The sequence below is a fragment of the Alteromonas sp. AO-Serp genome (assembly GCF_017849675.1).
GTDB classification, from domain to species: Bacteria; Pseudomonadota; Gammaproteobacteria; order Enterobacterales; family Alteromonadaceae; genus Alteromonas; species Alteromonas macleodii.
Genome location: NZ_JAFLMX010000149.1, coordinates 65290 through 84245, shown reverse-complemented (window position 1 = coordinate 84245; position 18956 = coordinate 65290). Strand labels below are relative to the sequence as shown.

Below are 18956 nucleotides of genomic sequence, written 5' to 3'. Positions count from 1 at the left end.
GCCCTAATGCGCACACTTAATGAGCATTTAAAAAAAGTTAGTAAAAAAGGGGTTGACGGTTGCCAGTCATATACGCATAATACGCGCCACTTCCTGAGAGGGAAGAGAATAGCAAGGCTACGTAGCTCAGTTGGTTAGAGCACATCACTCATAATGATGGGGTCGCAAGTTCGAATCTCGCCGTAGCCACCAATTCTCACTTATCTCTTTTAGGAAAGTCTAGCTGCGCGGAAGTGGTGGAATTGGTAGACACGCTGGATTTAGGTTCCAGTGCTTCACGGCGTGAGAGTTCAAGTCTCTCCTTCCGCACCACGACTGGGGTATAGCCAAGTTGGTAAGGCAGCGGGTTTTGATCCCGCCATTCATAGGTTCGAGTCCTGTTACCCCAGCCATATTCTTGAAAAAGCCGCTCTTTTGAGCGGTTTTTTTGTTTGTACTCTCGTTTTGTTCAGCAAATGTGTTCTTCTCCCCCATGAATGAATAAATTTGCTATATGCGAGCATAAAACGTCATAGTTTCAGTACGTTTTCATTGTCCAATCATTTAATTGTCGTGCTAGTATTGGTTTTTTATCGATATAGCTCGGCTCATTCCAAGGTTTAGCAAATATAAGTTTGCTTAAGCCGAAGCGTTTGTTCTGACAACGCACCTGTCATGTTCAGTTCATTTCTACACGCCGAGCAATAATTAAAACAATAACGAAGGAAAGTGCGTGATAAACGAATTCGTTTCATTAGTTAACAATATTCTTTGGGGAGACGGTCAGGTACTTATCATTATGCTGCTTGCATGTGGTATCTGGTTTACCGTTAAACTTGGTGGTGTGCAGCTTAGGCACTTCGGCCATATGTTCAGCCTACTAAAGGGCAGTAACACTTCTACTAAGGATGGGATAAGTTCATTCCAAGCTTTGTGTACCAGCTTATCGGCTCGTGTAGGCACGGGTAACTTAGCTGGCGTCGCGGTTGCTATATCTCTAGGCGGTGCTGGCGCTATTTTTTGGATGTGGATGATTGCCCTTTTGGGTATGGCCACTGGCTTTGCCGAAAGTGTACTAGGTCAGCTATACAAGGTCCGTGACGAAAACGGCGAGTTCCGTGGCGGCCCCGCTTATTATATCAAGCAGGGTTTGAACAAAACCTGGCTTGCAGTCGCATTTTCTCTATGTTTGTTCTTTGGCTACGGCTTTGTCTTTAGCGCCGTTCAAGCCAATACTATTACCGATGCATTAAACAATGCGTACTCTTTCCCCACAGAATATGTAGGCCTAGCCATTATTGCACTGGCAGCCTTAATCGTCGTGGGAGGCCTTAAAAGCATTGCGCGCTTTGCCGAGTTTGTGGTGCCATTTATGGGAATAGGCTACGTGCTTGTGGCTTTGGCTATAACCTTCATTAATATTTCCGAACTGCCAGCCATGCTGCTCGATATCATTAAATCAGCATTTGGCTTGCAGGAAGCTGGCGCTGGTGCACTCGGTGCGGCCATTAAAAATGGTATTCAGCGCGGACTGTATTCAAACGAAGCGGGCAGCGGCTCTGTACCGCACGCTGCGGCGAGTGCTGTGCCAAACCCTAATCACCCCGTATCACAGGGTTACATTCAGATGCTTGGCGTTTTCTTAGATACACTCGTGCTATGTACGTCTACTGCCTTCATCATTTTACTTGCTGGCGGTTCAAGCTCTGATCAAATGGAAGGCATACGCCTAACCCAAGATGCGATGAGCAGTCACCTAGGCGAAGGCGGTACTGATTTTGTGGCTGCCGCCATCAGCTTATTTGCATTCACGTCTGTAGTGGCAAACTATGCCTATGGCGAGAGTAATCTGCACATGTTCAAGCTAGATAATAAAATAGGCCGTGCAGTTTACACTATTGGTTATTTAGGCATGATTTACTGGGGCGCACAGGCAGCCCTACCTCAGGTATGGGCCATGGCCGACATGGCGTTGGGCCTAATGACGGTGATTAACATCATTGCTATTGTATGGATGACCCCTACCATTGTGTCTATCAGCAAAGACTACTTTAAGAAAAAAGACAGTAGCGCAAACATGGAATACAAAGCGGGCGACTGTGAAATACAGGGTAAGTCAGAAGATGGTATTTGGGATTAAGTCCGGCTTTTACTAAGTTAGTGTTTTAGAGTTAGATGTTACCAGGCTAACTTTGACCTAGTGAGACTAAACAAAAGAAAGGCTAACCTCGGGTTAGCCTTTTTCGTTTGTAGCAATTGACCGCAAGTAAAACACTGGTTTTGATTTACCTGCAACAAATGAAATGGCGGCCTACAACGCTACTGGCAAATGCCCTGTCTTCACCCATATTATTGTTTCCTCATCCACGTAAGGATGATGCTGACTCATATGAGGATTGCGCAACCATGTGCCTTTTGGGTATGCACCATGTTCGTCTTTAAATGTACCCGATAGCACAAAAATTTCTTCACCTCCGAAATGCTTGTGAGGCTTGAATATCTCACCCACGGGCCACTTAACTAGCGCCACATGTTCGTGCTCAAAGTTGTGGAGCGGCATCACTTGTAAACCGCCCTGCCCTTGCAGCCATTGTGCTTTATTTGTATTTACCCGTACTTCACTCAAATCGCGCTTATCAAACTGATTCAGCTTAACCAGAATCACACAGCCTTCTTTACTGAAAGGGCTATGTTTACTGCCTGGCGGGTTACGCAAGTAAGTACCTGCAGGGTAATCACCGTGTTCATCGGAAAACACACCTTCAAGCACCAAAATTTCTTCACCATAAGGATGACTATGCTGCTTAAAGCTCGCGCCAGCTTCGTACTTCACGACGCTAGTTGTATGACCAGACTCTTTTGCTTCACGCTCTAAAGGCTTCCGCCATACCGTAGAAGACGGTGACGCCTGCCACTCTTGCATTTGCGTATTAATCGCTAGACGTTCATCAAAGTTCATATTTAGCATTTAGGTCACCGTTTAATATTGACGCGTTGTCACTGTTTTATTAAAGACCGTTACTCTGGTCTTAGCATTTCGAAAAAGTTATCTCGGGAAATAGTGTAATAATCGCCTCGTCCGCCACCACGACTCACTGGCGCACTTTTCAGCGTGCTGTAAACGCCGTTCTCTATGAGTGACTTATCAATGTGTACACCCGCTACTTCACCCATGATAAACCAGCTATTCACCTCCTCACCTGAGGCGGTCTTAAGCTGTACCACATCAGTTAGCTTACATTCCATGCTCACCTTACTCGCTTTTACGCGGGGAACGCTTACCACTTCACTTTCTACAGTTTGAAGCCCTGCATGGTCAAATTCACTTTCTTCAGGTGCCAGAGGTTTACTTGTCGTGTTCATTGCATCAATCAAATCTTCTGATACAAGATTCCAGCAAAACTCACCCGTTTCCTGCACGTTTACCAGTGAATCTTTCTTACTGCCTACTACTGAAAAGCCGATAATTGGCGGCGTGTAGTTCAACGCATTGAAAAAACTGTAAGGAGCAAGGTTTAACACTCCCGTTTTTGATTTTGTAGAGATCCATCCGATTGGGCGCGGTGCGATGATCGCGTTAAACGGATCGTGAGCCAAGCCATGACCTTCTTTTGGTTGATAAAAATGCGTTTGTGACAAAACCATTCCTTAAAATTTGTGGTAGGGTAAATCTAATACTGATATGAACGCTTATTCGGCGCTTTTCAAGGGCTTAAGATCAAAGGTTGTTTATGACTGCACGTAATGTCGCTTTTTCAAGAACAAGACTGACTGAATTAATGGTGCCATCTTTTGCTAATTTTGGTGGTAAGGTGCATGGCGGTGTCATTTTATCGTTAATGGATAAAGTCGCCTATGCCTGCGCAAGTAAACACGCAGGGGCCTATTGTGTAACCGTTACCGTTGATGGCGTCGAGTTTTTACAGCCTGTTGAAGTGGGTGACTTACTTCACCTCGACGCTACCGTTCATTATGTCGGAAACACATCCTTGGTAGTAGGGATAAAAGTCACTACGGAAAATATCAAAACCAACGAGGTCAAACATACCAACAACAGCTTTTTTACCATGGTTGCCAAAGATGATAGCGGCACACCTGTTTCAGTCCCTGAGCTAGAGTTATCTACTCACCATGAAATGCGCAATTTCGTAACGGCTATACGCCGCAGTAAAATTCGAAAAGAGGCACAAGTTAAGCTGCAACGTGATTACGACGCCTTTATTCCCAAAGAAGACTTTGCGCTTTTAAATGAACATCGCTGTGCAGTTACCTTTGAGAAAAATGACTAAGTAACAGGTACAAAAAAAGCCAGTTGCGTATTAATCAACTGGCTTTCAGCACTCAAGAACCGGTGCTATTTAGAAGCTATACGAAACTTTTCCGTAAACAAAACGGCCTGTAAAACCGTAAGGCGAAAAGCCTGAATACGGGAATAAACGCGAGAACGTAGTTACATCATCCACAAGTTCACGGGTTGTTTCTGGATACACATCAAATAAATTGTTAGCACCAACAGAAACGGTAAGTCCTTCTGTTAACGCAATGCGAACGTCTAGGTCTGTGATCCACTCTGATGGAATGATTTCATTGCGTGCTTCAACTGACGATGGGTCTTCCACTTCACCATAACGAGTAGTGCGTAAGGTTGTTGTGTAGCGGTCATAATTCCACGTAACACCTAAGTTAAGTTTGCTGTCAGGCGAAGCCGTTTCGAAGCGACGTAGTTCAACATCATCGAACAAGTTAGCCTGGTCGAAGCCTGCATTTTGCAACACATCAGGTGCATCGATAACATTTGTTACCTCGTTATCGTTAAAGTTAGCACCTGCGTTAAAGTTAAACGCACCATAATCTGACGTATTAAGCGTATAGGTAGAAACGATATCAACACCTTCCGTACGCGAATCTATCGCATTTAAGAAGAATCGAGCCTGATTAGCTCCCGTACCCGCAAGTAGTGCTTCTATACCCTCACCTGATAGGTTGTTAGACAGCACGATACGATCGTCGATATCAATGCGATAAAAGTCTACTGTCAGGTTGAAATCGGCAGTTGGCGAGTAGGTAAAACCTGCACTGTAGTTATTCGATTCTTCTGCATCAAGACCTGGGCTGCCCAGCGCTTGCGCAACATCACTTGACGGCGCAAATGTGCCTGTCTCTGTTGGCTCGCCATCAACAAATACCGTCGCGATTGAAGTGAAGAATTGCTGTTGTAGCGATGGTGCTCTAAAGCCGGTTGATACTGACGCTCGAAGTGCAAATGCATCACTCAGGGTTACACGGTGAGACATTTTCCAATTAAACGTGCTGCCGAAGTCAGAATAATCTTCATAGCGCCCTGCCACCGCTACGTTCCAGTTTTCTACAACGTCAGCTTCTACATCCACATAAAAGCTATAGTTATGACGGCTGTTTTCACCTGCAGATTCTGGTGTAAAGCCAGGGAATACTTGCGAACCAGCAGCACCAAACGGGCCGTCTACCGGGTCAGTCACCACGCCGCCAGGTCCAAACGAACCTTGTATGTAAGACCCTTCTTCACCTGCGGTTATTTCATAGCTCTCATGACGATATTCTGCGCCCATGGCGAAGTTCATTTCGCTGTAGAAATACCCGGTATCTACCAAACGTGACGCGTCAGCATTCACAATTGTGGTGTTGTATTCTAGCGTACCCGCGTCAAACTCAGTTTGACTCGTTGGACCTAAAGACGTGTTTAGGGTGTTGATAACACCATACTCAAGCTCATTACCACCATGTGTTACGGACAAGTCGTAATTCCACACATCGCCATAGCCCTTAATACCAGCAAGCAGCGACATATCGGTTATGTCAGTTTGAATAGAAGGTAGGAATCCGTCTGGATAAATTTCAACTACGTTTCGTGAATCTTGAGCACGACGGTAAAAGCCTCCGCCTACCGAATCACGAGTGCTGTAGCCTGCGGTAGTATAAAACTCAACGCTATCAGTAAGGGCTTTGCCCGCGTTTATGAACAAGGCGTAATCTTCCACCTCACCATTTCCGTAAACGTGATTGTAGCGGTTGACCGTAAGCTCACGAGGGTCTAAGTTGCCGTCCGCGTCTCGCGCATAGTTTTCTCGCTGGTCGTAGTCCGAACGGTTCGCCTGTCCACGGTCGCGGTATTCACCTGATACGTTAACAAAGCCGTCATCTCCCCATTCGAAGCCTACGTTTCCGCGAAGGGTAAAGGTTTGTCCATCGGTTACGTCTCTGTCGCTTCCTTCAGCGAATGCTAAATTACCGTCAGCGCCAACACTCACACCTTCAAGGTTAGGCACACCGTCCATTGTTGTAACGTTAGCACCATACGTTGCCGACACTTCACCGCCTTCGGCAGCATCTTTCAAAACAATATTTATAACACCGGCAATGGCGTCTGAGCCGTACTGAGCCGCAGCACCGTCACGCAACACCTCAATACGCTTAATAGCATTAGCCGGGATAGCGTTTAAATCTACCGCTGAAGAGCCACGCCCCACCGAACCATTTAAATTAAGAAGCGCAGAGGTGTGACGACGCTTACCATTAACTAATACCAGCGTGTGGTCTGGTGCTAAACCACGCAGCTGCGCTGGTCGTACGTGGTCGGTGCCATCGGTAATAGATGGCTGAGGGAAGTTAAAGCTAGGCAGTAACTGGTTTAAGATCATGTTGGTTTCAGTGAGCCCCGTTGCTTCTATAGATGAAGCATCGATAATGTCGATAGGTACAGGGGAGTCATTGATGGTGCGACCAACGCGACGTGAACCTACAATTTGGATTTGCTCAACATCTTGCTCATCAACAGAAGCTTGCTCCTGTGCAAGCACTGACGAAGAAGAAAAAGCCATTCCTGCAATTGCAGAAGCAATGAGGGAAAGCTTGAAAGCAGAAGCGTTAAATTTTGCCTGTTGCATTGTGTTGTTCCTGAATTCTTTTAAATTTTACTTTTCGAAGTGTGTAGTTTTGTATTTCGTGAATCAAAAACGCGTTGAAATACAATATCTTCTTTCTGTTGTTGGGGTACTGCTAAACGCCAGGTTGTCTGATCAGACTTATTATTATTAGAGATGAAAAGCACGCGGTGCTTGAAGGCTGAGTAAATCACAAAAAGATTCGCTCGCACAATACTAAAGTTGTAATAAATCCTTAATATCGACGACAGGCGGAATTTTGAAGATGAAGCGACGGAATCATCTATTGCACTGGTGGTAAGAGGCGGTAGGAAGGTGCCACCTTCACAAAAGGTAATTTGGACTAGAGTACGTGAAACCGAAAAAGCGCCCCGTTCAGAGCGCTTTTCATACTAAATTTGCACTAATGAGTGCCAAATAGGCGCTTATGCTTTTTTAAGCTTCTTCTTAAGCTTTTTCAGCTTTCCTTCTTGCTTAGAAATTTTCGCCTTAGTTGCTTTAATCGCTTTTTTTAACTCTTTTTTCTTAGCCATGATGTAAATCCTTATCTTTATTTGTAGTGTTCGCTTCACTCACATAACGTTTAGCAAAGCCGCTATTGATCGCCGTGTTTGGCAATAAATTCTCGAATAAAGTGTCTAACTTCACGAGCAGCAGAAGTGTCTAGGTCTTCGCATAACGCGATAAACTGGGCACGCTCTTCGTCGTTGATTCGAATAATCATCTGACTATTCTTTTTCTTCTTTTTATTGTTTTTTTCAGACACCTTAAATCCTTGCAAATATCAATACGTGCAGTATGTCGTTCAATGAGAATCTGCAAGTACTACCACATTATTCGAATATAAAATGTATAGCCTATGTATATACATTTCAAGGTATTTTGAACTTTTCACCCTTATTTTTCATAAAAGCGTAATGCTAGCGTCACATTAGTGACTTCAGGCTAAGCCAAAGTAATTCCAATAAAAATGGAAATAACGAACTTACGTAAAATCAAAAGTGAAGTAGACCATGACACAAACACAATCTATAACTCACCTATCGTGTTTCATCGAAGCAGTGGCTATCGCTAAACAAAATAAATGCAGTAATTGCGACGATTTGAAAACACTGTTGCAGCAAAAGGGATACGAAGAGTTAGTTGCAATGGAAACCGTAGAAGAATTAAGCCCGCAGCTGCCCTTAGCGTCTTAATAGTCGTATTTTGAATAGGAAAAGAAAAATGCTGTTTGCGCTTTTTATCTACACACTGTGTAGCCTACTGCTATTCAGTTTTTGCGAGATTGCTCGCAAGCGTTTAAGCCAGAAACAAAAAACGGAAGCCTTGCTTCCGTTTTAAAAGCGCTATCAAATGATTATTTAGGCGACCAATCAAATTTTTTGAAAGGTTCGTCTACAGGCGTATCGGCCAAATGATTGGTATAATTACTCATCACTTTTTGCGCCAATATAAGTATGATTTCTAACAATTGCTGATGCTTGTATCCAGCGCTGTAAAATGCGTCAAGCTGCGCATTATCAACATTACCTCGCCCGCGAGTTACAGCCAGCACAGTTTCTTTAAGCGTATTCAATTTGCTGTCAGACAGTGTTTCATCGTTTCGCAACTCTTCAATTAGGTCATCGCGCACTTTCATACTCTTAGCAATACCCGTATGCGCTGGAACGCAGTAATGACACGCGTGCTCTACATTCACTGCCTGCCAAACCACCGTTAACTCTTCTGCATTGAACGATGTTTCTTGCGCTAGTTTATGCAGCACTTGATAGCCTTCAAGCAAAGTCGGCGCTTCTGCCATTACTGCATGTAGATTTGGAATCATTCCAAATGCTGCTTGCGAATTATCAAGTAAAGGCTTCGCTGCTTCTGGCGCACTCTCTTTCGTGTGTAAAGTAAAATCGCTCATGTCACTCTCCTATTGATGTGATCAAAAACTGCAAGCAACGCTTTGCGCTACTCACAACTCGTATGCCAATAATAATAGGTTTACTTGAACGATCGTTCAAGCGATAATTGAACATATGTTCAAAATATTCACGTATAAGGTATGCAGCGATGAAATATGACCACGATGAGATTATAGAAAAAGCCACTACGCTTTTTTGGCAACGAGGCTTTCAGGCGGCTGGCATGCGTGATATTCAGCAGGCATTGGATATGCGTCCGGGTAGTATTTATGCGCGCTTTCAAAGCAAAGAAGGCTTATTCAAACTTGTTGTTGAGCATTATGCTGACAACAGTGCAAAGCGTTTAAAGCAAGTCACAGAAGCTCGATCGCCTTTAGATGCTCTTTACCATTTTTTTGAAACAGCATTAACTGGCCCCGACGAGCAACGCTACATGCGCCAGTGCTTGCTGGTTAAGTCTATTGCAGAATTAGAACTCATTGGCGATATTGCCAAAAAAGCTGTACTTGAGAGCATGCAAACCCTCAAGGCTGGTTTTAGAAATATTATTGAAGCCTGTATCGAAAAAGGTGAGCTGCCTGAACATACGCCAACGTCAACAGCCGCAGAGTGGCTTCAAAATCAGTTCGTTGGCTTACGAGCGTTTGCCTTACTGCAAGACGATAATCAAACAACTATTAAGATGATAGACAAAGTCATTATCGATTTGAAAGGACAATGGCCACAACAAACACATTAATGTAGATGAAGGCTTACAAAAACTGACGCAGTGCATTTCATGAAAATTGCCGTGAAACCAGTTGGATGAGCCCTGATTTACTTAAACAAGCGGTCCGGAATGAACCGTTTAAACCAAGTGGAAAAACCATTTTTGTCCGTTTTCACATTAACGTAGGCTCGCTTTACCTCAACCCACTGTTCCTGGTCAACAGTCACTCTACCATCAGCAAACGGTACATATAGCTGATCGCCTTCAAAGTGGGTTCTAAATTCTAAGTAAAAGTCGCCGTGTAACTCCTCAAGTAAGGCATCGGACTCCCCTAACCCGTTGGGGAGGAAGTAATGAAACCGAGTGAGAATAAGGCTTCCTTCAGCACTTAACTGGTAACTGCCTGCATAGCCATCCCAGCAGGCAGACATCACCTCAACCTTTTCAGGGTCAGGTTTACTCTTCAACTGATAAAAGTGTTTTTCGCCTACGTCTGCTGGATGCCCTTACCAAATATAATAAAGGCTATAGCCTTTTAGATTAACCCACGGACATTGATTGGAGAACCCTTGCGAAAATTGTACGGTCATTCCTTTGAACCTTTGAAAAAGTGAATTGATTTGAGTTCGGCAAGTGGCTAGATTTTGTGACTTTTTAAACCTAAGCAGCAGCTAAGAGAACAGTAACCGCAACAACTGGGCGATAAGCAAAATCCCCATTAAGGGCCAAATCCACTTTGCCCATTTCGCAGCATCCTCATTACTGATTCGCATTTTAGAGCGTTCTATTAGCGGTATAATCAATGCTAGCGCACCAAATAACACCGCCAGTAAAATTAACACTTCCATTATCGTAACCCTATCGCATATTTGAGCACTTCTTGTTTAGCAGGCTCTATGCGCTGCGCCACAGAAAGAAGCTGGTTTCTTATCCATTTTATGGGGGCAACGTCATTGCTAAACAAGGTATAAAACCCATCCATTGCCGTCATCATCACCAAATTATCTCGCTTTCGTGGCTTTTCATAATTGCTGATAAGCCTTTGAGAAAATACTTTATCGGTTAGCGACAATGCGTTGTCGCTACCGAATGGCTTGAATTCAGCACACACAGAAAGAAAGGTTTCTACATCTTTAAAACCTAAATTAACACCCTGTCCGGCAAGCGGATTAATAGTGTGTGCTGCATCACCAACTAACGCACAACAGCCTTTCACATAGTGATTGGCATGAGCACGCGTGAGTGGAAAAATCGCTTTATCAATAACTGAAAAGCTATTGCCATTTCTGGTCAATTCATCTGGAAACGTTTTCAGAATTTCACTTTCAAGTTGGTTCGCTTTTAAACTTTTAATCCGTTTGAGTTCGTCAGGCGAGTCGTACCAAACTAGCGAAGCGAAGTTATCAAACATAGGTAAAAAGGCTTTAGGGCCGCTCGATGTAAACTGCTGCCAGGTTACAGGTTCAACGGCGTTCTCCATCTTTATAGTGATCCCCATCGCCTGCTGCGCATATTGCCAACCTGTAGTGCCAATGCCCGCCGCCTTTCTCACCTGAGAGTTTGCGCCATCTGCGCCAACAAGCCAGCTCGCTTCAATGGTTCTGCCATTCGAAAGGCTGACCTTAGCCGTATTCGTTAATTGAATATCTTGCACCGTTTGTCCGGTAATGAGCTCAACATTGTCAAACTTCTTTAATACGTGGTGGCATCCTAGCTGCAACAATCGGTTTTCCACAAAAAAGCCTAGTTGGGGCATGTCAATACTATGTGCGGTAAAGTCTGTTCGATGGGCAGGGTCGTCCCACACGCTAAGGCCAGTGTAAGGTTTTACGCGCATAGCGGCTATGTGGTCCCAAGCGCCAAGGGCTTTTAAAAGCGTAACCGATGCTTCGCTGATAGCGGAAACCCTTAAGTCAGGCCCATCCTCGGGGTTAAAAGGTACCGGTAGATACGGCTCTATCACTGCTACTTTAAACTGCTGTTGAGCAAGCCCCAACGCTAGCGCAGCGCCGACCATACCGCCGCCATTTATACAAAAATCGACCATTAATTCTCCTTAAAACACGCAGTTGCATTATGTCTTAAAACACAAAGCGGTGTGAAGTAAAACGTAGAACCGGCTTGCCCCAGATCAATTCTTAACGAATCGTCTCAAGATACTGGGAATATGCTTGCATAACAGGTAAAATATGCGGCTATTTTGAACATCTTCCTGTAACTGACTCTATCACTGTTTTTTGCGTGGCGATTTAAGCGCTGCTCGTAAAACAACATTCTGGCAGACACCTTTGCTAGAAAAGGGTGAAACTGCTTTCACTTACAGGAACACTAACAGGTTATCGAATAGTTGTTATGACTAAAAAGCTGTATATCAAAACCTGGGGCTGCCAAATGAACGAGTATGACTCGGAGAAAATGGCAGACTTACTAGACTCAACACATGGCTACAGCGCTGCTGAAAGTGCTGAAGAAGCCGATGTTATCTTGCTTAACACGTGCTCTATTCGTGAAAAAGCACAGGAAAAAGTGTTTCACCAGTTGGGCCGTTGGAAAACACTTAAGCAAGATAAACCTGAACTTATTATCGGTGTGGGCGGCTGTGTAGCCTCTCAAGAAGGCGATACCATTCGTCAGCGTGCGCCGTTCGTAGACTTAGTATTCGGTCCACAAACACTGCATCGTTTGCCTGAAATGATCAACGAACTTCAGGGCGGCGCAAAGTCAGTTATTGACGTGAGCTTCCCAGAAATTGAAAAATTTGACCGCCTTCCTGAGCCACGTGCTGAAGGTCCAACGGCGTTCGTTTCAATTATGGAAGGCTGTTCAAAATACTGCACATTCTGCGTAGTGCCTTACACCCGTGGTGAAGAAGTAAGCCGCCCTGTTGACGACGTGTTGCTTGAAATCGCTCAACTTGCAGGTCAAGGCGTGCGTGAAGTAAATCTTCTAGGTCAAAACGTTAACGCGTATCGCGGTGAAAATTACGACGGTACAATTTGTCGTTTCTCTGAGCTGCTTGAATTAGTAGCGGCCATAGACGGTATCGACAGAATTCGTTACACCACCTCACACCCGGTTGAATTTACTGATGACATTATAGAAGCATACGCGTCTATTCCGGAGTTAGTAGACCACCTACACTTGCCTGTTCAAAGCGGCTCTGACCGTATATTGAACTTGATGAAGCGTGGCCATACAGCAATCGAATACAAGTCTAAAATGCGTAAGCTGAAGAAAATTCGCCCGAACATTAGTTTGTCGAGTGACTTCATTATTGGTTTCCCAGGTGAAACAGATGCCGACTTTGAAGCCACCATGGATTTGATTCAGGCAGTCGATTACGACCTTAGCTTCAGCTTTATTTACAGTGCTCGCCCGGGTACGCCTGCTGCCGACGCAGTAGATGACGTAAGTGAAGAAACTAAGAAGCAACGTCTTCACCTACTACAGCAACGTCTTCACCTACTACAGCAGCGTATTACGCAACAGGCTCTTCGTATTGCTCGTCACATGGTTGGTACAGAGCAACGAATATTGGTTGAAGGTCCGTCAAAGAAAAACCCAATGGAGCTTTCGGGACGTACTGAAAATAACCGTGTAGTGAACTTCGAAGGCACACCAGACATGATTGGCGAATTCGTTGATGTAAACATCACTGACGTATTCACTAACTCATTACGTGGTGAAGTTGTGCGCAGAGAGAGCGAAATGGGCTTGCGTGTTGCCGTTTCGCCCCAATCTATCATGGCAAAGCATCAGGCAGATTTGCCCGACGAGCTTGGCGTGGGTCAATTTAACCCAGCCTAAATACATTTTATAGCGAGGAAAAAAGTAGCTTGAGTACATTGGTTAGTAACGAATTTGAATTAGAACCGGCAGATAGCAAACGTTTGTCGAGTTTATGTGGCCCCTTTGATGACAACATTAAACAAATTGAGCGCAGGTTAGGGGTAGAAATTACCTACCGAAATAACGCATTCAAGGTGTTGGGTGAACCGCAGCAAATAAAAAGTGCCAGCGAATTACTTAAGCTTCTTTATATAGAAACTCAGCCTATTAAGGGCCGTATTCCCGAGCTAGAAGCAGAACAAGTTCATCTTGCCATTCAAGAAGCCCGCGTTATTGAAAAAGACGCAACAGGCGGCTATGGCAAAGAAGTGAATATTAAGACCAAGCGCGGTGTGATTAAGCCGCGTAACCCTAACCAAGCGCAATATGTGGCGAACATTGTAAACCACGATATTACTTTTGGTATTGGACCTGCCGGTACGGGTAAAACCTACCTAGCCGTCGCTGCTGCTGTGGACGCGCTTGAGCGACAAGAAATTCGCCGCATCTTGCTTACCCGCCCGGCGGTAGAAGCGGGCGAAAAGCTCGGTTTCTTGCCCGGCGACCTTTCACAAAAAGTTGACCCGTACCTTCGTCCGCTTTACGACGCCCTATTTGAAATGTTGGGCTTCGAGAAAGTAGAAAAGCTTATGGAACGCAACGTCATTGAAGTTGCACCGCTGGCCTATATGCGCGGTCGAACGCTGAACGATGCCTTTATTATCCTGGATGAAAGTCAAAACACCACGGTAGAGCAAATGAAAATGTTCTTAACCCGTATTGGCTTCAATTCAAAAGCGGTGATCACCGGTGACATCACGCAGGTAGACTTACCTCGCGGTGCAAAATCAGGTCTTCGTCATGCTATTGAAGTGTTGAGTGAAGTGGATGACATTTCTTTCAACTTCTTTAACGCTGAAGACGTGGTTCGTCACCCTGTGGTTGCGCGCATCGTAAGAGCCTATGAAGTGCACGATGCTGAACAAGAGCGTCTTCGCAAAGCACGTAAAGAAGAAGCGTTGCGACTTCAACGTGAACAGGCTTCTCAAGACGATAATGCCACGCAAACGAAAGACGACAACGCATCGTGAGTGCCATTATTGATGTACAGCAAGCGTTTGAAGGTGACGAGGCCATTTTGTCGGCCATTCCCTCAACTTCGGAACTTGAGCTTTGGGCTAACGCCGTGCTCAAGTACGAAGGGTTAGCTGAGCAAGAAGTGACCATTCGCTTTACTGACGAAGGCGAAAGTCAAAGCCTTAACCATGAATACCGAGGAAAAGATAAACCCACAAATGTTTTATCTTTTCCGTTTGAAGCGCCTCCAGGTATAGAAATAAACCTTTTAGGCGACCTGGTTATTTGTGCCCCCGTTATTAGTCGAGAAGCCGAAGAACAGCATAAAGACGTAAGCAACCACTACGCGCACATGACTGTTCACGGGCTATTGCATTTAATGGGTTACGACCATATTGATGATGCGGAAGCTGAGGAAATGGAAAGCAAGGAAATTGATATTCTTGCGCACCTTGGCATTGCTAATCCTTACGAATATATTGATTAACAATTCAATATAAACCATTGTTAGTTAAGTACTTTAACACTTAATAACAATAAAACATTGACGACCAGCGAGAACCATTTTAACGTTGGCGTTGAACTAACAATTAAACGGACATTATGAGCGACGATAATCCTCACTCTACCAACGGCTCATCAGGCAAGAGTTGGTTAGATAAACTAAAAAATTCAATTTCTGGCGAGCCGAGAAGTAAAGAAGAGTTAGTATCGGTTATTACTGATGCTGAACAGAACGAAATCATAGACCCACAAACCCGCGAAATGATTGAAGGGGTTATTGGGGTAAATGAAATGCGAGTAAGGGATATCATGATCCCTCGCGCTCAAATGACAACCATCGATGTAGAGCAAAAGGTAGAAGAGTTTTTACCTGTAATGCTTGAATCTGCTCACTCCCGTTTCCCCGTTATCAGCGAAGATAAAGACCACATCGAAGGTATTCTGTTAGCAAAAGATCTTTTAGCTTTTGCATTTAACGCGGAAAAAGAATTCAACCTTCGCGATATTCTGCGCCCTGCGGTTATTGTCCCAGAAAGTAAACGCGTGGACGTTCTGCTTAAAGAGTTCCGTCAGCAACGCTACCACATGGCCATTGTTGTAGACGAATATGGCGGTGTGTCTGGTTTGGTCACGATTGAAGATATCCTTGAAATTATCGTGGGTGAAATTGAAGACGAATACGATACGGAAGAAGATGGTACCGATGATATTCGCCCGTTAAATAAATCAACATACTCTGTTAAAGCCTTAACGCCGGTTGACGATTTTAACGAGTTTTTTGAAACCAAGTTTAGCGAAGAAGAAGCCGACACTATTGGCGGTATTGTGCTGAAAGCGTTTGGTCATATGCCTGAAACCAATGACGAAATCACCATTGGCGACATTCAATTTAAAGTGACTAACTCTGATAAGCGCCGACTTATCCAACTTAAGGTTTCAGTGCCTTCGCTCGAATAGTGAAGTAACGCAAACTACGCCTGTTTCAGCATAGGGCAGCATGATTTTATGCGTGCTCACCCTATGTTGACGTAACAACTCTATTAACCACGATCAGATGACTCCTATGCTGAAACGGTTTACTCCCCACCTTCTTCTTTTACTAAGTGGTGCAAGCTTAACCCTTGCTTTTGCTCCCTTTAACATGTGGCTTTTAACTATTCCTGCGCTTGCACTTGCTATACGTCAGGTGATAAAGCTCAAACATCGCCCATTTTTAGCCGGATGGCTGTTCGGTGCGGGATGGTTTGGAGCGGGTATAAGCTGGGTTCATGTGAGTATTGCCGACTTTGGCGGGCTTCCCATTGCGGCATCTATTGGCATTATGGCGTTGCTATGTGGCTACTTATCGCTTTATCCTGCGCTTGCCACCAAGTTAACCGCCAAGTACTTCTCTCCCCACTTGTGGCCAATGGCGTTACCTCTTTTCTGGGTTGCGGCTGAGTGGTTACGAAGCTGGATGCTAACCGGCTTTCCATGGTTATCTTTAGGGTATAGTCAATTAGAGAGCCCTCTTTCAGGCTTTGCGCCAATCATCGGAGAAACGGGAATAAGCGCGCTTATCGTTATCAGTGCTACGCTATTTGCGTTGATACACAATAAGCGAACTTTCGCCAACGCAATGCTAGTGGCGCTGTGCTTATTTACCAGTGGCTACCTTCTTAAACAACATACTTGGGTTACCTCCCAAAAAACCTACTCAGTAGGCATGGCTCAAGGCAACATCGCGCAAAGTCTGCGATGGGTGCCAGAGCAAGATGGTCCAACCATGGACACCTATTGGAAATTAACTGAAAGCTTATGGGATAACGACCTCATCATTTGGCCTGAAGCCGCGGTTCCAAAGCTTGAGCCATTAGCCCAACCTTATCTTGCTAAAGTTAACGAAAGAGCCTTTCAAGAGAACACGGCACTTATTACGGGTATTGTTAATTACAACTGGGAAACTGATGAAGCGTGGAACAACCTAATTGTGTTAGGTAAACGTACGCCAGATGCCGCTTATCCCGACTATCAATATTTCCACAACAACCGATTTTCGAAACATCATCTATTGCCCGTAGGCGAGTTCGTACCTTTTGAAGACTGGCTTCGCCCGCTCGCTCCCCTGTTCGATTTACCTATGTCATCATTCTCTCGAGGTGACTATCAACAGGCAAACCTTGAAGCTAACGGCATTCACCTAGCCCCCGCTATCTGTTTTGAAATTGCGTTTCCTCATCAAGTGATGGCAAATGTATATGAAAATACCGACATGATCATAACCGTGAGCAATGATGCGTGGTTTGGTCACTCACATGGGCCTGCTCAGCATTTGCAGATAGCACAAATGCGCGCCCTTGAGTTAGGCCGCCCTGTCGTTAGAGCGACAAATAATGGCATTACGGCTTTTATAGACCACAGAGGCGAAATAACTGCTCGGCTACCTCAATTCATGGCAGGTAATATTTCGGCGCCAGTTGTCGCAACCAGAGGGGTTACACCGTATTACCATCTTCAAGAGCTAGGTGTTTGGTTTATAGTTATTTTGCTATTTGTTAGTGCGTTACTTCTTAGGCGAAGACAGAGATGATCTGTACAAGTTAAAGGTACCAACACAATAGTCATTCAATAATAATACTAACTCGATGTAGGACATGTTGAACTTGTTTTTTTGCAAAGTTCAATGTGTGCTAATTAAGGAAATACTTGTGAACTGGGTTTCTCTTTTTTCAAAAAAACTACTCACCTTTTCTATCACTGCCATTGTTTGCTCTACTGCTGTTTTCGCAGAGACAACGGTAATTACTGCAGATCGCATGGTAGACGTTGCTAACGGGAAAGTCGTCAAACAGGCGGCTGTTATTGTAACGGACAATATAATTACTGCATCTGGTCGCCTTAAAGACCTGACAGTTCCAAACGAAGCAAAACGTATTGATTTAGGCAATGCCACGCTAATGCCTGGGTTAATGGATATGCACGTACACTTAACCAGTGATGCAACTCGACACGGGTACAAGCGTTTAGAAGTATCACTGCCCCGCGCGGCTATTACTGGCGTTAAACACGCTAAAGCAACGTTAGATGCAGGTTTTACCACTGTGCGTAATGTGGGTGCACCTGGTTTTGCTGATGTTGCGTTAAGAGATGCCATCAACGCGGGCGACGTAGTGGGACCGCGCATGTTTGTAGCTGGGCCAAGCCTAGGCGTAACTGGCGGCCATTGTGACAGCAATCTTTTGCCCTATGAGTATGACAATTATAGCGAAGGTGTAGCTGATGGCCCGTGGGAAGTACGCAAAAAAGTACGTCGAAATATTAAGTACGGCGCTACCGTGATCAAATTCTGCGCTACAGGTGGCGTTTTGTCTAAAGGCACAAAGGTAGGTGCACAGCAGTACACATTCGAAGAAATGAAAGCCCTCATTGATGAGGCCCATTTACGTGGTTTGACAGTAGCGACTCATGCTCATGGCACTAATGGCATTAAAGCAGCCATTAAAGCGGGTGTAGATTCAGTAGAACACGTAAGTTTGCTTGATGACGAAGCGATAGATTTAGCGAAAAAGAACGGTACTTACTTCTCTATGGATATTTACGTAACTGAATATATTCTGGGTGAAGGAGAGAAAGCCGGTATTCTAGAAGAAAGCCTGAATAAAGAGCGTATTGTTGGTAAAACTCAGCGCGAAAACTTTGAGAAGGCAGTTAAAGCTGGTGTAAATATGGTATTTGGTTCCGATGCCGGGGTTTACCCTCACGGTGATAATCCTAAGCAGTTTGCCCGGATGGTGAAGTTCGGTATGACCCCCATTCAGGCTATTCAAGCTGCTACTATTAACCCTGCCCGCTTACTGAAACAAGAAGCTACCCTTGGAAGTTTGGAAAAAGGTAAGCTGGCAGATATCGTCGCAGTGCCCGGCAACCCACTAGATGATATGAGCCTTATGGAAAAAGTGGGCTTTGTTATGAAAGATGGACAAATTGTGAAGCAGTACGCGATGTGATGAATGGCCGCTAAAGGAAAAACTTTAGTTTGTAGTTTATAGA

Annotated in this window: 18 protein-coding genes and 3 tRNA genes; 13 read left to right on the top strand and 8 right to left on the bottom strand. The window is 44.7% G+C overall.

The window, feature by feature from the left end; all coding sequences use genetic code 11:
• The first annotated feature begins 115 nt into the window (after window positions 1-115).
• The 4 genes from QVA83_RS11070 (at window position 116) to QVA83_RS11055 (ending at window position 2119) form a co-directional block, all read left to right on the top strand.
• Window positions 116-192 (top strand) — tRNA-Met (locus QVA83_RS11070).
• 35 nt (window positions 193-227) lie between these two features.
• A tRNA-Leu gene (locus QVA83_RS11065) sits at window positions 228-312 on the top strand.
• Window positions 313-316: 4 nt separating this feature from the next.
• A tRNA-Gln gene (locus QVA83_RS11060) sits at window positions 317-392 on the top strand.
• Window positions 393-712: 320 nt separating this feature from the next.
• Window positions 713-2119, top strand: a complete 1407-nt coding sequence (locus QVA83_RS11055; RefSeq protein ID WP_156078173.1) for an alanine/glycine:cation symporter family protein — start codon at window positions 713-715, stop codon at window positions 2117-2119.
• Between the two features lie 171 nt (window positions 2120-2290).
• Here QVA83_RS11055 and QVA83_RS11050 read toward each other — a convergent pair whose 3' ends face one another.
• Together QVA83_RS11050 and QVA83_RS11045 are read right to left on the bottom strand one after the other, a co-directional pair.
• The gene (locus QVA83_RS11050; RefSeq protein ID WP_014978884.1) at window positions 2291-2947 is read right to left on the bottom strand and encodes a cupin domain-containing protein; all 657 of its coding nucleotides are present in this window, start codon (window positions 2945-2947) and stop codon (window positions 2291-2293) included.
• A 50-nt stretch (window positions 2948-2997) separates the two neighbouring features.
• Window positions 2998-3618, bottom strand: a complete 621-nt coding sequence (locus tag QVA83_RS11045; RefSeq protein WP_156078172.1) for a flavin reductase family protein — start codon at window positions 3616-3618, stop codon at window positions 2998-3000.
• 92 nt (window positions 3619-3710) lie between these two features.
• Here QVA83_RS11045 and QVA83_RS11040 point away from each other — a divergent pair, with 92 nt between their 5' ends.
• On the top strand, window positions 3711-4268 hold the full coding sequence (locus tag QVA83_RS11040) for an acyl-CoA thioesterase (protein WP_069944046.1): 558 nt from the start codon (window positions 3711-3713) through the stop codon (window positions 4266-4268).
• Between the two features lie 69 nt (window positions 4269-4337).
• Here QVA83_RS11040 and QVA83_RS11035 read toward each other — a convergent pair whose 3' ends face one another.
• Together QVA83_RS11035 and QVA83_RS11030 are read right to left on the bottom strand one after the other, a co-directional pair.
• Window positions 4338-6902 carry a TonB-dependent receptor plug domain-containing protein gene (locus QVA83_RS11035; RefSeq protein ID WP_014949003.1) on the bottom strand — a complete coding sequence of 855 codons (2565 nt, stop codon included), beginning with the start codon at window positions 6900-6902 and terminating at the stop codon, window positions 4338-4340.
• Window positions 6903-7494: 592 nt separating this feature from the next.
• Window positions 7495-7665: a hypothetical protein gene (locus QVA83_RS11030; RefSeq protein ID WP_014949001.1), complete on the bottom strand. Its 171-nt coding sequence runs from the start codon at window positions 7663-7665 to the stop codon at window positions 7495-7497.
• A 247-nt stretch (window positions 7666-7912) separates the two neighbouring features.
• On the opposite strand from QVA83_RS11030, the gene QVA83_RS11025 reads away from it, so the two are divergent.
• Window positions 7913-8095: a hypothetical protein gene (locus tag QVA83_RS11025; RefSeq protein ID WP_014976139.1), complete on the top strand. Its 183-nt coding sequence runs from the start codon at window positions 7913-7915 to the stop codon at window positions 8093-8095.
• Window positions 8096-8256: 161 nt separating this feature from the next.
• Here the strand turns inward: QVA83_RS11025 and QVA83_RS11020 are convergent, their stop codons facing one another.
• Window positions 8257-8808 carry a carboxymuconolactone decarboxylase family protein gene (locus QVA83_RS11020; RefSeq protein ID WP_014948999.1) on the bottom strand — a complete coding sequence of 184 codons (552 nt, stop codon included), beginning with the start codon at window positions 8806-8808 and terminating at the stop codon, window positions 8257-8259.
• 149 nt (window positions 8809-8957) lie between these two features.
• On the opposite strand from QVA83_RS11020, the gene QVA83_RS11015 reads away from it, so the two are divergent.
• Window positions 8958-9548, top strand: a complete 591-nt coding sequence (locus QVA83_RS11015) for a TetR/AcrR family transcriptional regulator (protein ID WP_156078171.1) — start codon at window positions 8958-8960, stop codon at window positions 9546-9548.
• A gap of 77 nt (window positions 9549-9625) precedes the next feature.
• Here the strand turns inward: QVA83_RS11015 and QVA83_RS11010 are convergent, their stop codons facing one another.
• The 3 genes from QVA83_RS11010 to QVA83_RS11000 form a co-directional block, all read right to left on the bottom strand.
• Window positions 9626-9949, bottom strand: coding sequence for a hypothetical protein (locus QVA83_RS11010; protein WP_231513057.1), 324 nt, complete (start codon window positions 9947-9949; stop codon window positions 9626-9628).
• 240 nt (window positions 9950-10189) lie between these two features.
• Window positions 10190-10366 (bottom strand): hypothetical protein, encoded by a 177-nt coding sequence (locus QVA83_RS11005; protein ID WP_014948996.1) that lies wholly within the window; start codon window positions 10364-10366, stop codon window positions 10190-10192.
• Window positions 10366-11565, bottom strand: a complete 1200-nt coding sequence (locus QVA83_RS11000; protein WP_156078170.1) for an FAD-dependent monooxygenase — start codon at window positions 11563-11565, stop codon at window positions 10366-10368. The genes QVA83_RS11005 and QVA83_RS11000 overlap by 1 nt, the downstream gene beginning before the upstream one ends.
• A gap of 305 nt (window positions 11566-11870) precedes the next feature.
• Here QVA83_RS11000 and miaB point away from each other — a divergent pair, with 305 nt between their 5' ends.
• The 6 genes from miaB (at window position 11871) to QVA83_RS10970 (ending at window position 18913) form a co-directional block, all read left to right on the top strand.
• Window positions 11871-13325 carry a tRNA (N6-isopentenyl adenosine(37)-C2)-methylthiotransferase MiaB gene (gene miaB / locus QVA83_RS10995; RefSeq protein ID WP_287498462.1) on the top strand — a complete coding sequence of 485 codons (1455 nt, stop codon included), beginning with the start codon at window positions 11871-11873 and terminating at the stop codon, window positions 13323-13325.
• Between the two features lie 29 nt (window positions 13326-13354).
• The gene (locus QVA83_RS10990) at window positions 13355-14437 is read left to right on the top strand and encodes a PhoH family protein (protein ID WP_039216249.1); all 1083 of its coding nucleotides are present in this window, start codon (window positions 13355-13357) and stop codon (window positions 14435-14437) included.
• Window positions 14434-14910, top strand: coding sequence for an rRNA maturation RNase YbeY (gene ybeY / locus QVA83_RS10985; protein WP_156078168.1), 477 nt, complete (start codon window positions 14434-14436; stop codon window positions 14908-14910). The genes QVA83_RS10990 and ybeY overlap by 4 nt, the downstream gene beginning before the upstream one ends.
• A gap of 116 nt (window positions 14911-15026) precedes the next feature.
• Window positions 15027-15884 carry a CNNM family magnesium/cobalt transport protein CorC gene (gene corC, locus QVA83_RS10980; RefSeq protein ID WP_014948991.1) on the top strand — a complete coding sequence of 286 codons (858 nt, stop codon included), beginning with the start codon at window positions 15027-15029 and terminating at the stop codon, window positions 15882-15884.
• A 106-nt stretch (window positions 15885-15990) separates the two neighbouring features.
• Complete coding sequence (gene lnt / locus QVA83_RS10975) at window positions 15991-17496, top strand: apolipoprotein N-acyltransferase (RefSeq protein WP_156078167.1); 1506 nt, start codon at window positions 15991-15993, stop codon at window positions 17494-17496.
• Between the two features lie 118 nt (window positions 17497-17614).
• The gene (locus QVA83_RS10970) at window positions 17615-18913 is read left to right on the top strand and encodes a Xaa-Pro dipeptidase (RefSeq protein ID WP_156078166.1); all 1299 of its coding nucleotides are present in this window, start codon (window positions 17615-17617) and stop codon (window positions 18911-18913) included.
• Window positions 18914-18956: the final 43 nt, after the last annotated feature.

Excerpts from the sequence above, each read along its gene's own strand:
- QVA83_RS11050 (WP_014978884.1), bottom strand. The coding sequence starts at position 2,947 with ATGCTAAATATGAACTTTGATGAACGTCTAGCGATTAATACGCAAATG.
- QVA83_RS11040 (WP_069944046.1), top strand. The coding sequence starts at position 3,711 with ATGACTGCACGTAATGTCGCTTTTTCAAGAACAAGACTGACTGAATTA.
- QVA83_RS11035 (WP_014949003.1), bottom strand. The coding sequence starts at position 6,902 with ATGCAACAGGCAAAATTTAACGCTTCTGCTTTCAAGCTTTCCCTCATT.
- QVA83_RS11025 (WP_014976139.1), top strand. The coding sequence starts at position 7,913 with ATGACACAAACACAATCTATAACTCACCTATCGTGTTTCATCGAAGCA.
- QVA83_RS11020 (WP_014948999.1), bottom strand. The coding sequence starts at position 8,808 with ATGAGCGATTTTACTTTACACACGAAAGAGAGTGCGCCAGAAGCAGCG.
- QVA83_RS11015 (WP_156078171.1), top strand. The coding sequence starts at position 8,958 with ATGAAATATGACCACGATGAGATTATAGAAAAAGCCACTACGCTTTTT.
- QVA83_RS11010 (WP_231513057.1), bottom strand. The coding sequence starts at position 9,949 with ATGTCTGCCTGCTGGGATGGCTATGCAGGCAGTTACCAGTTAAGTGCT.
- QVA83_RS11005 (WP_014948996.1), bottom strand. The coding sequence starts at position 10,366 with ATGGAAGTGTTAATTTTACTGGCGGTGTTATTTGGTGCGCTAGCATTG.
- QVA83_RS11000 (WP_156078170.1), bottom strand. The coding sequence starts at position 11,565 with ATGGTCGATTTTTGTATAAATGGCGGCGGTATGGTCGGCGCTGCGCTA.
- miaB (WP_287498462.1), top strand. The coding sequence starts at position 11,871 with ATGACTAAAAAGCTGTATATCAAAACCTGGGGCTGCCAAATGAACGAG.
- corC (WP_014948991.1), top strand. The coding sequence starts at position 15,027 with ATGAGCGACGATAATCCTCACTCTACCAACGGCTCATCAGGCAAGAGT.
- lnt (WP_156078167.1), top strand. The coding sequence starts at position 15,991 with ATGCTGAAACGGTTTACTCCCCACCTTCTTCTTTTACTAAGTGGTGCA.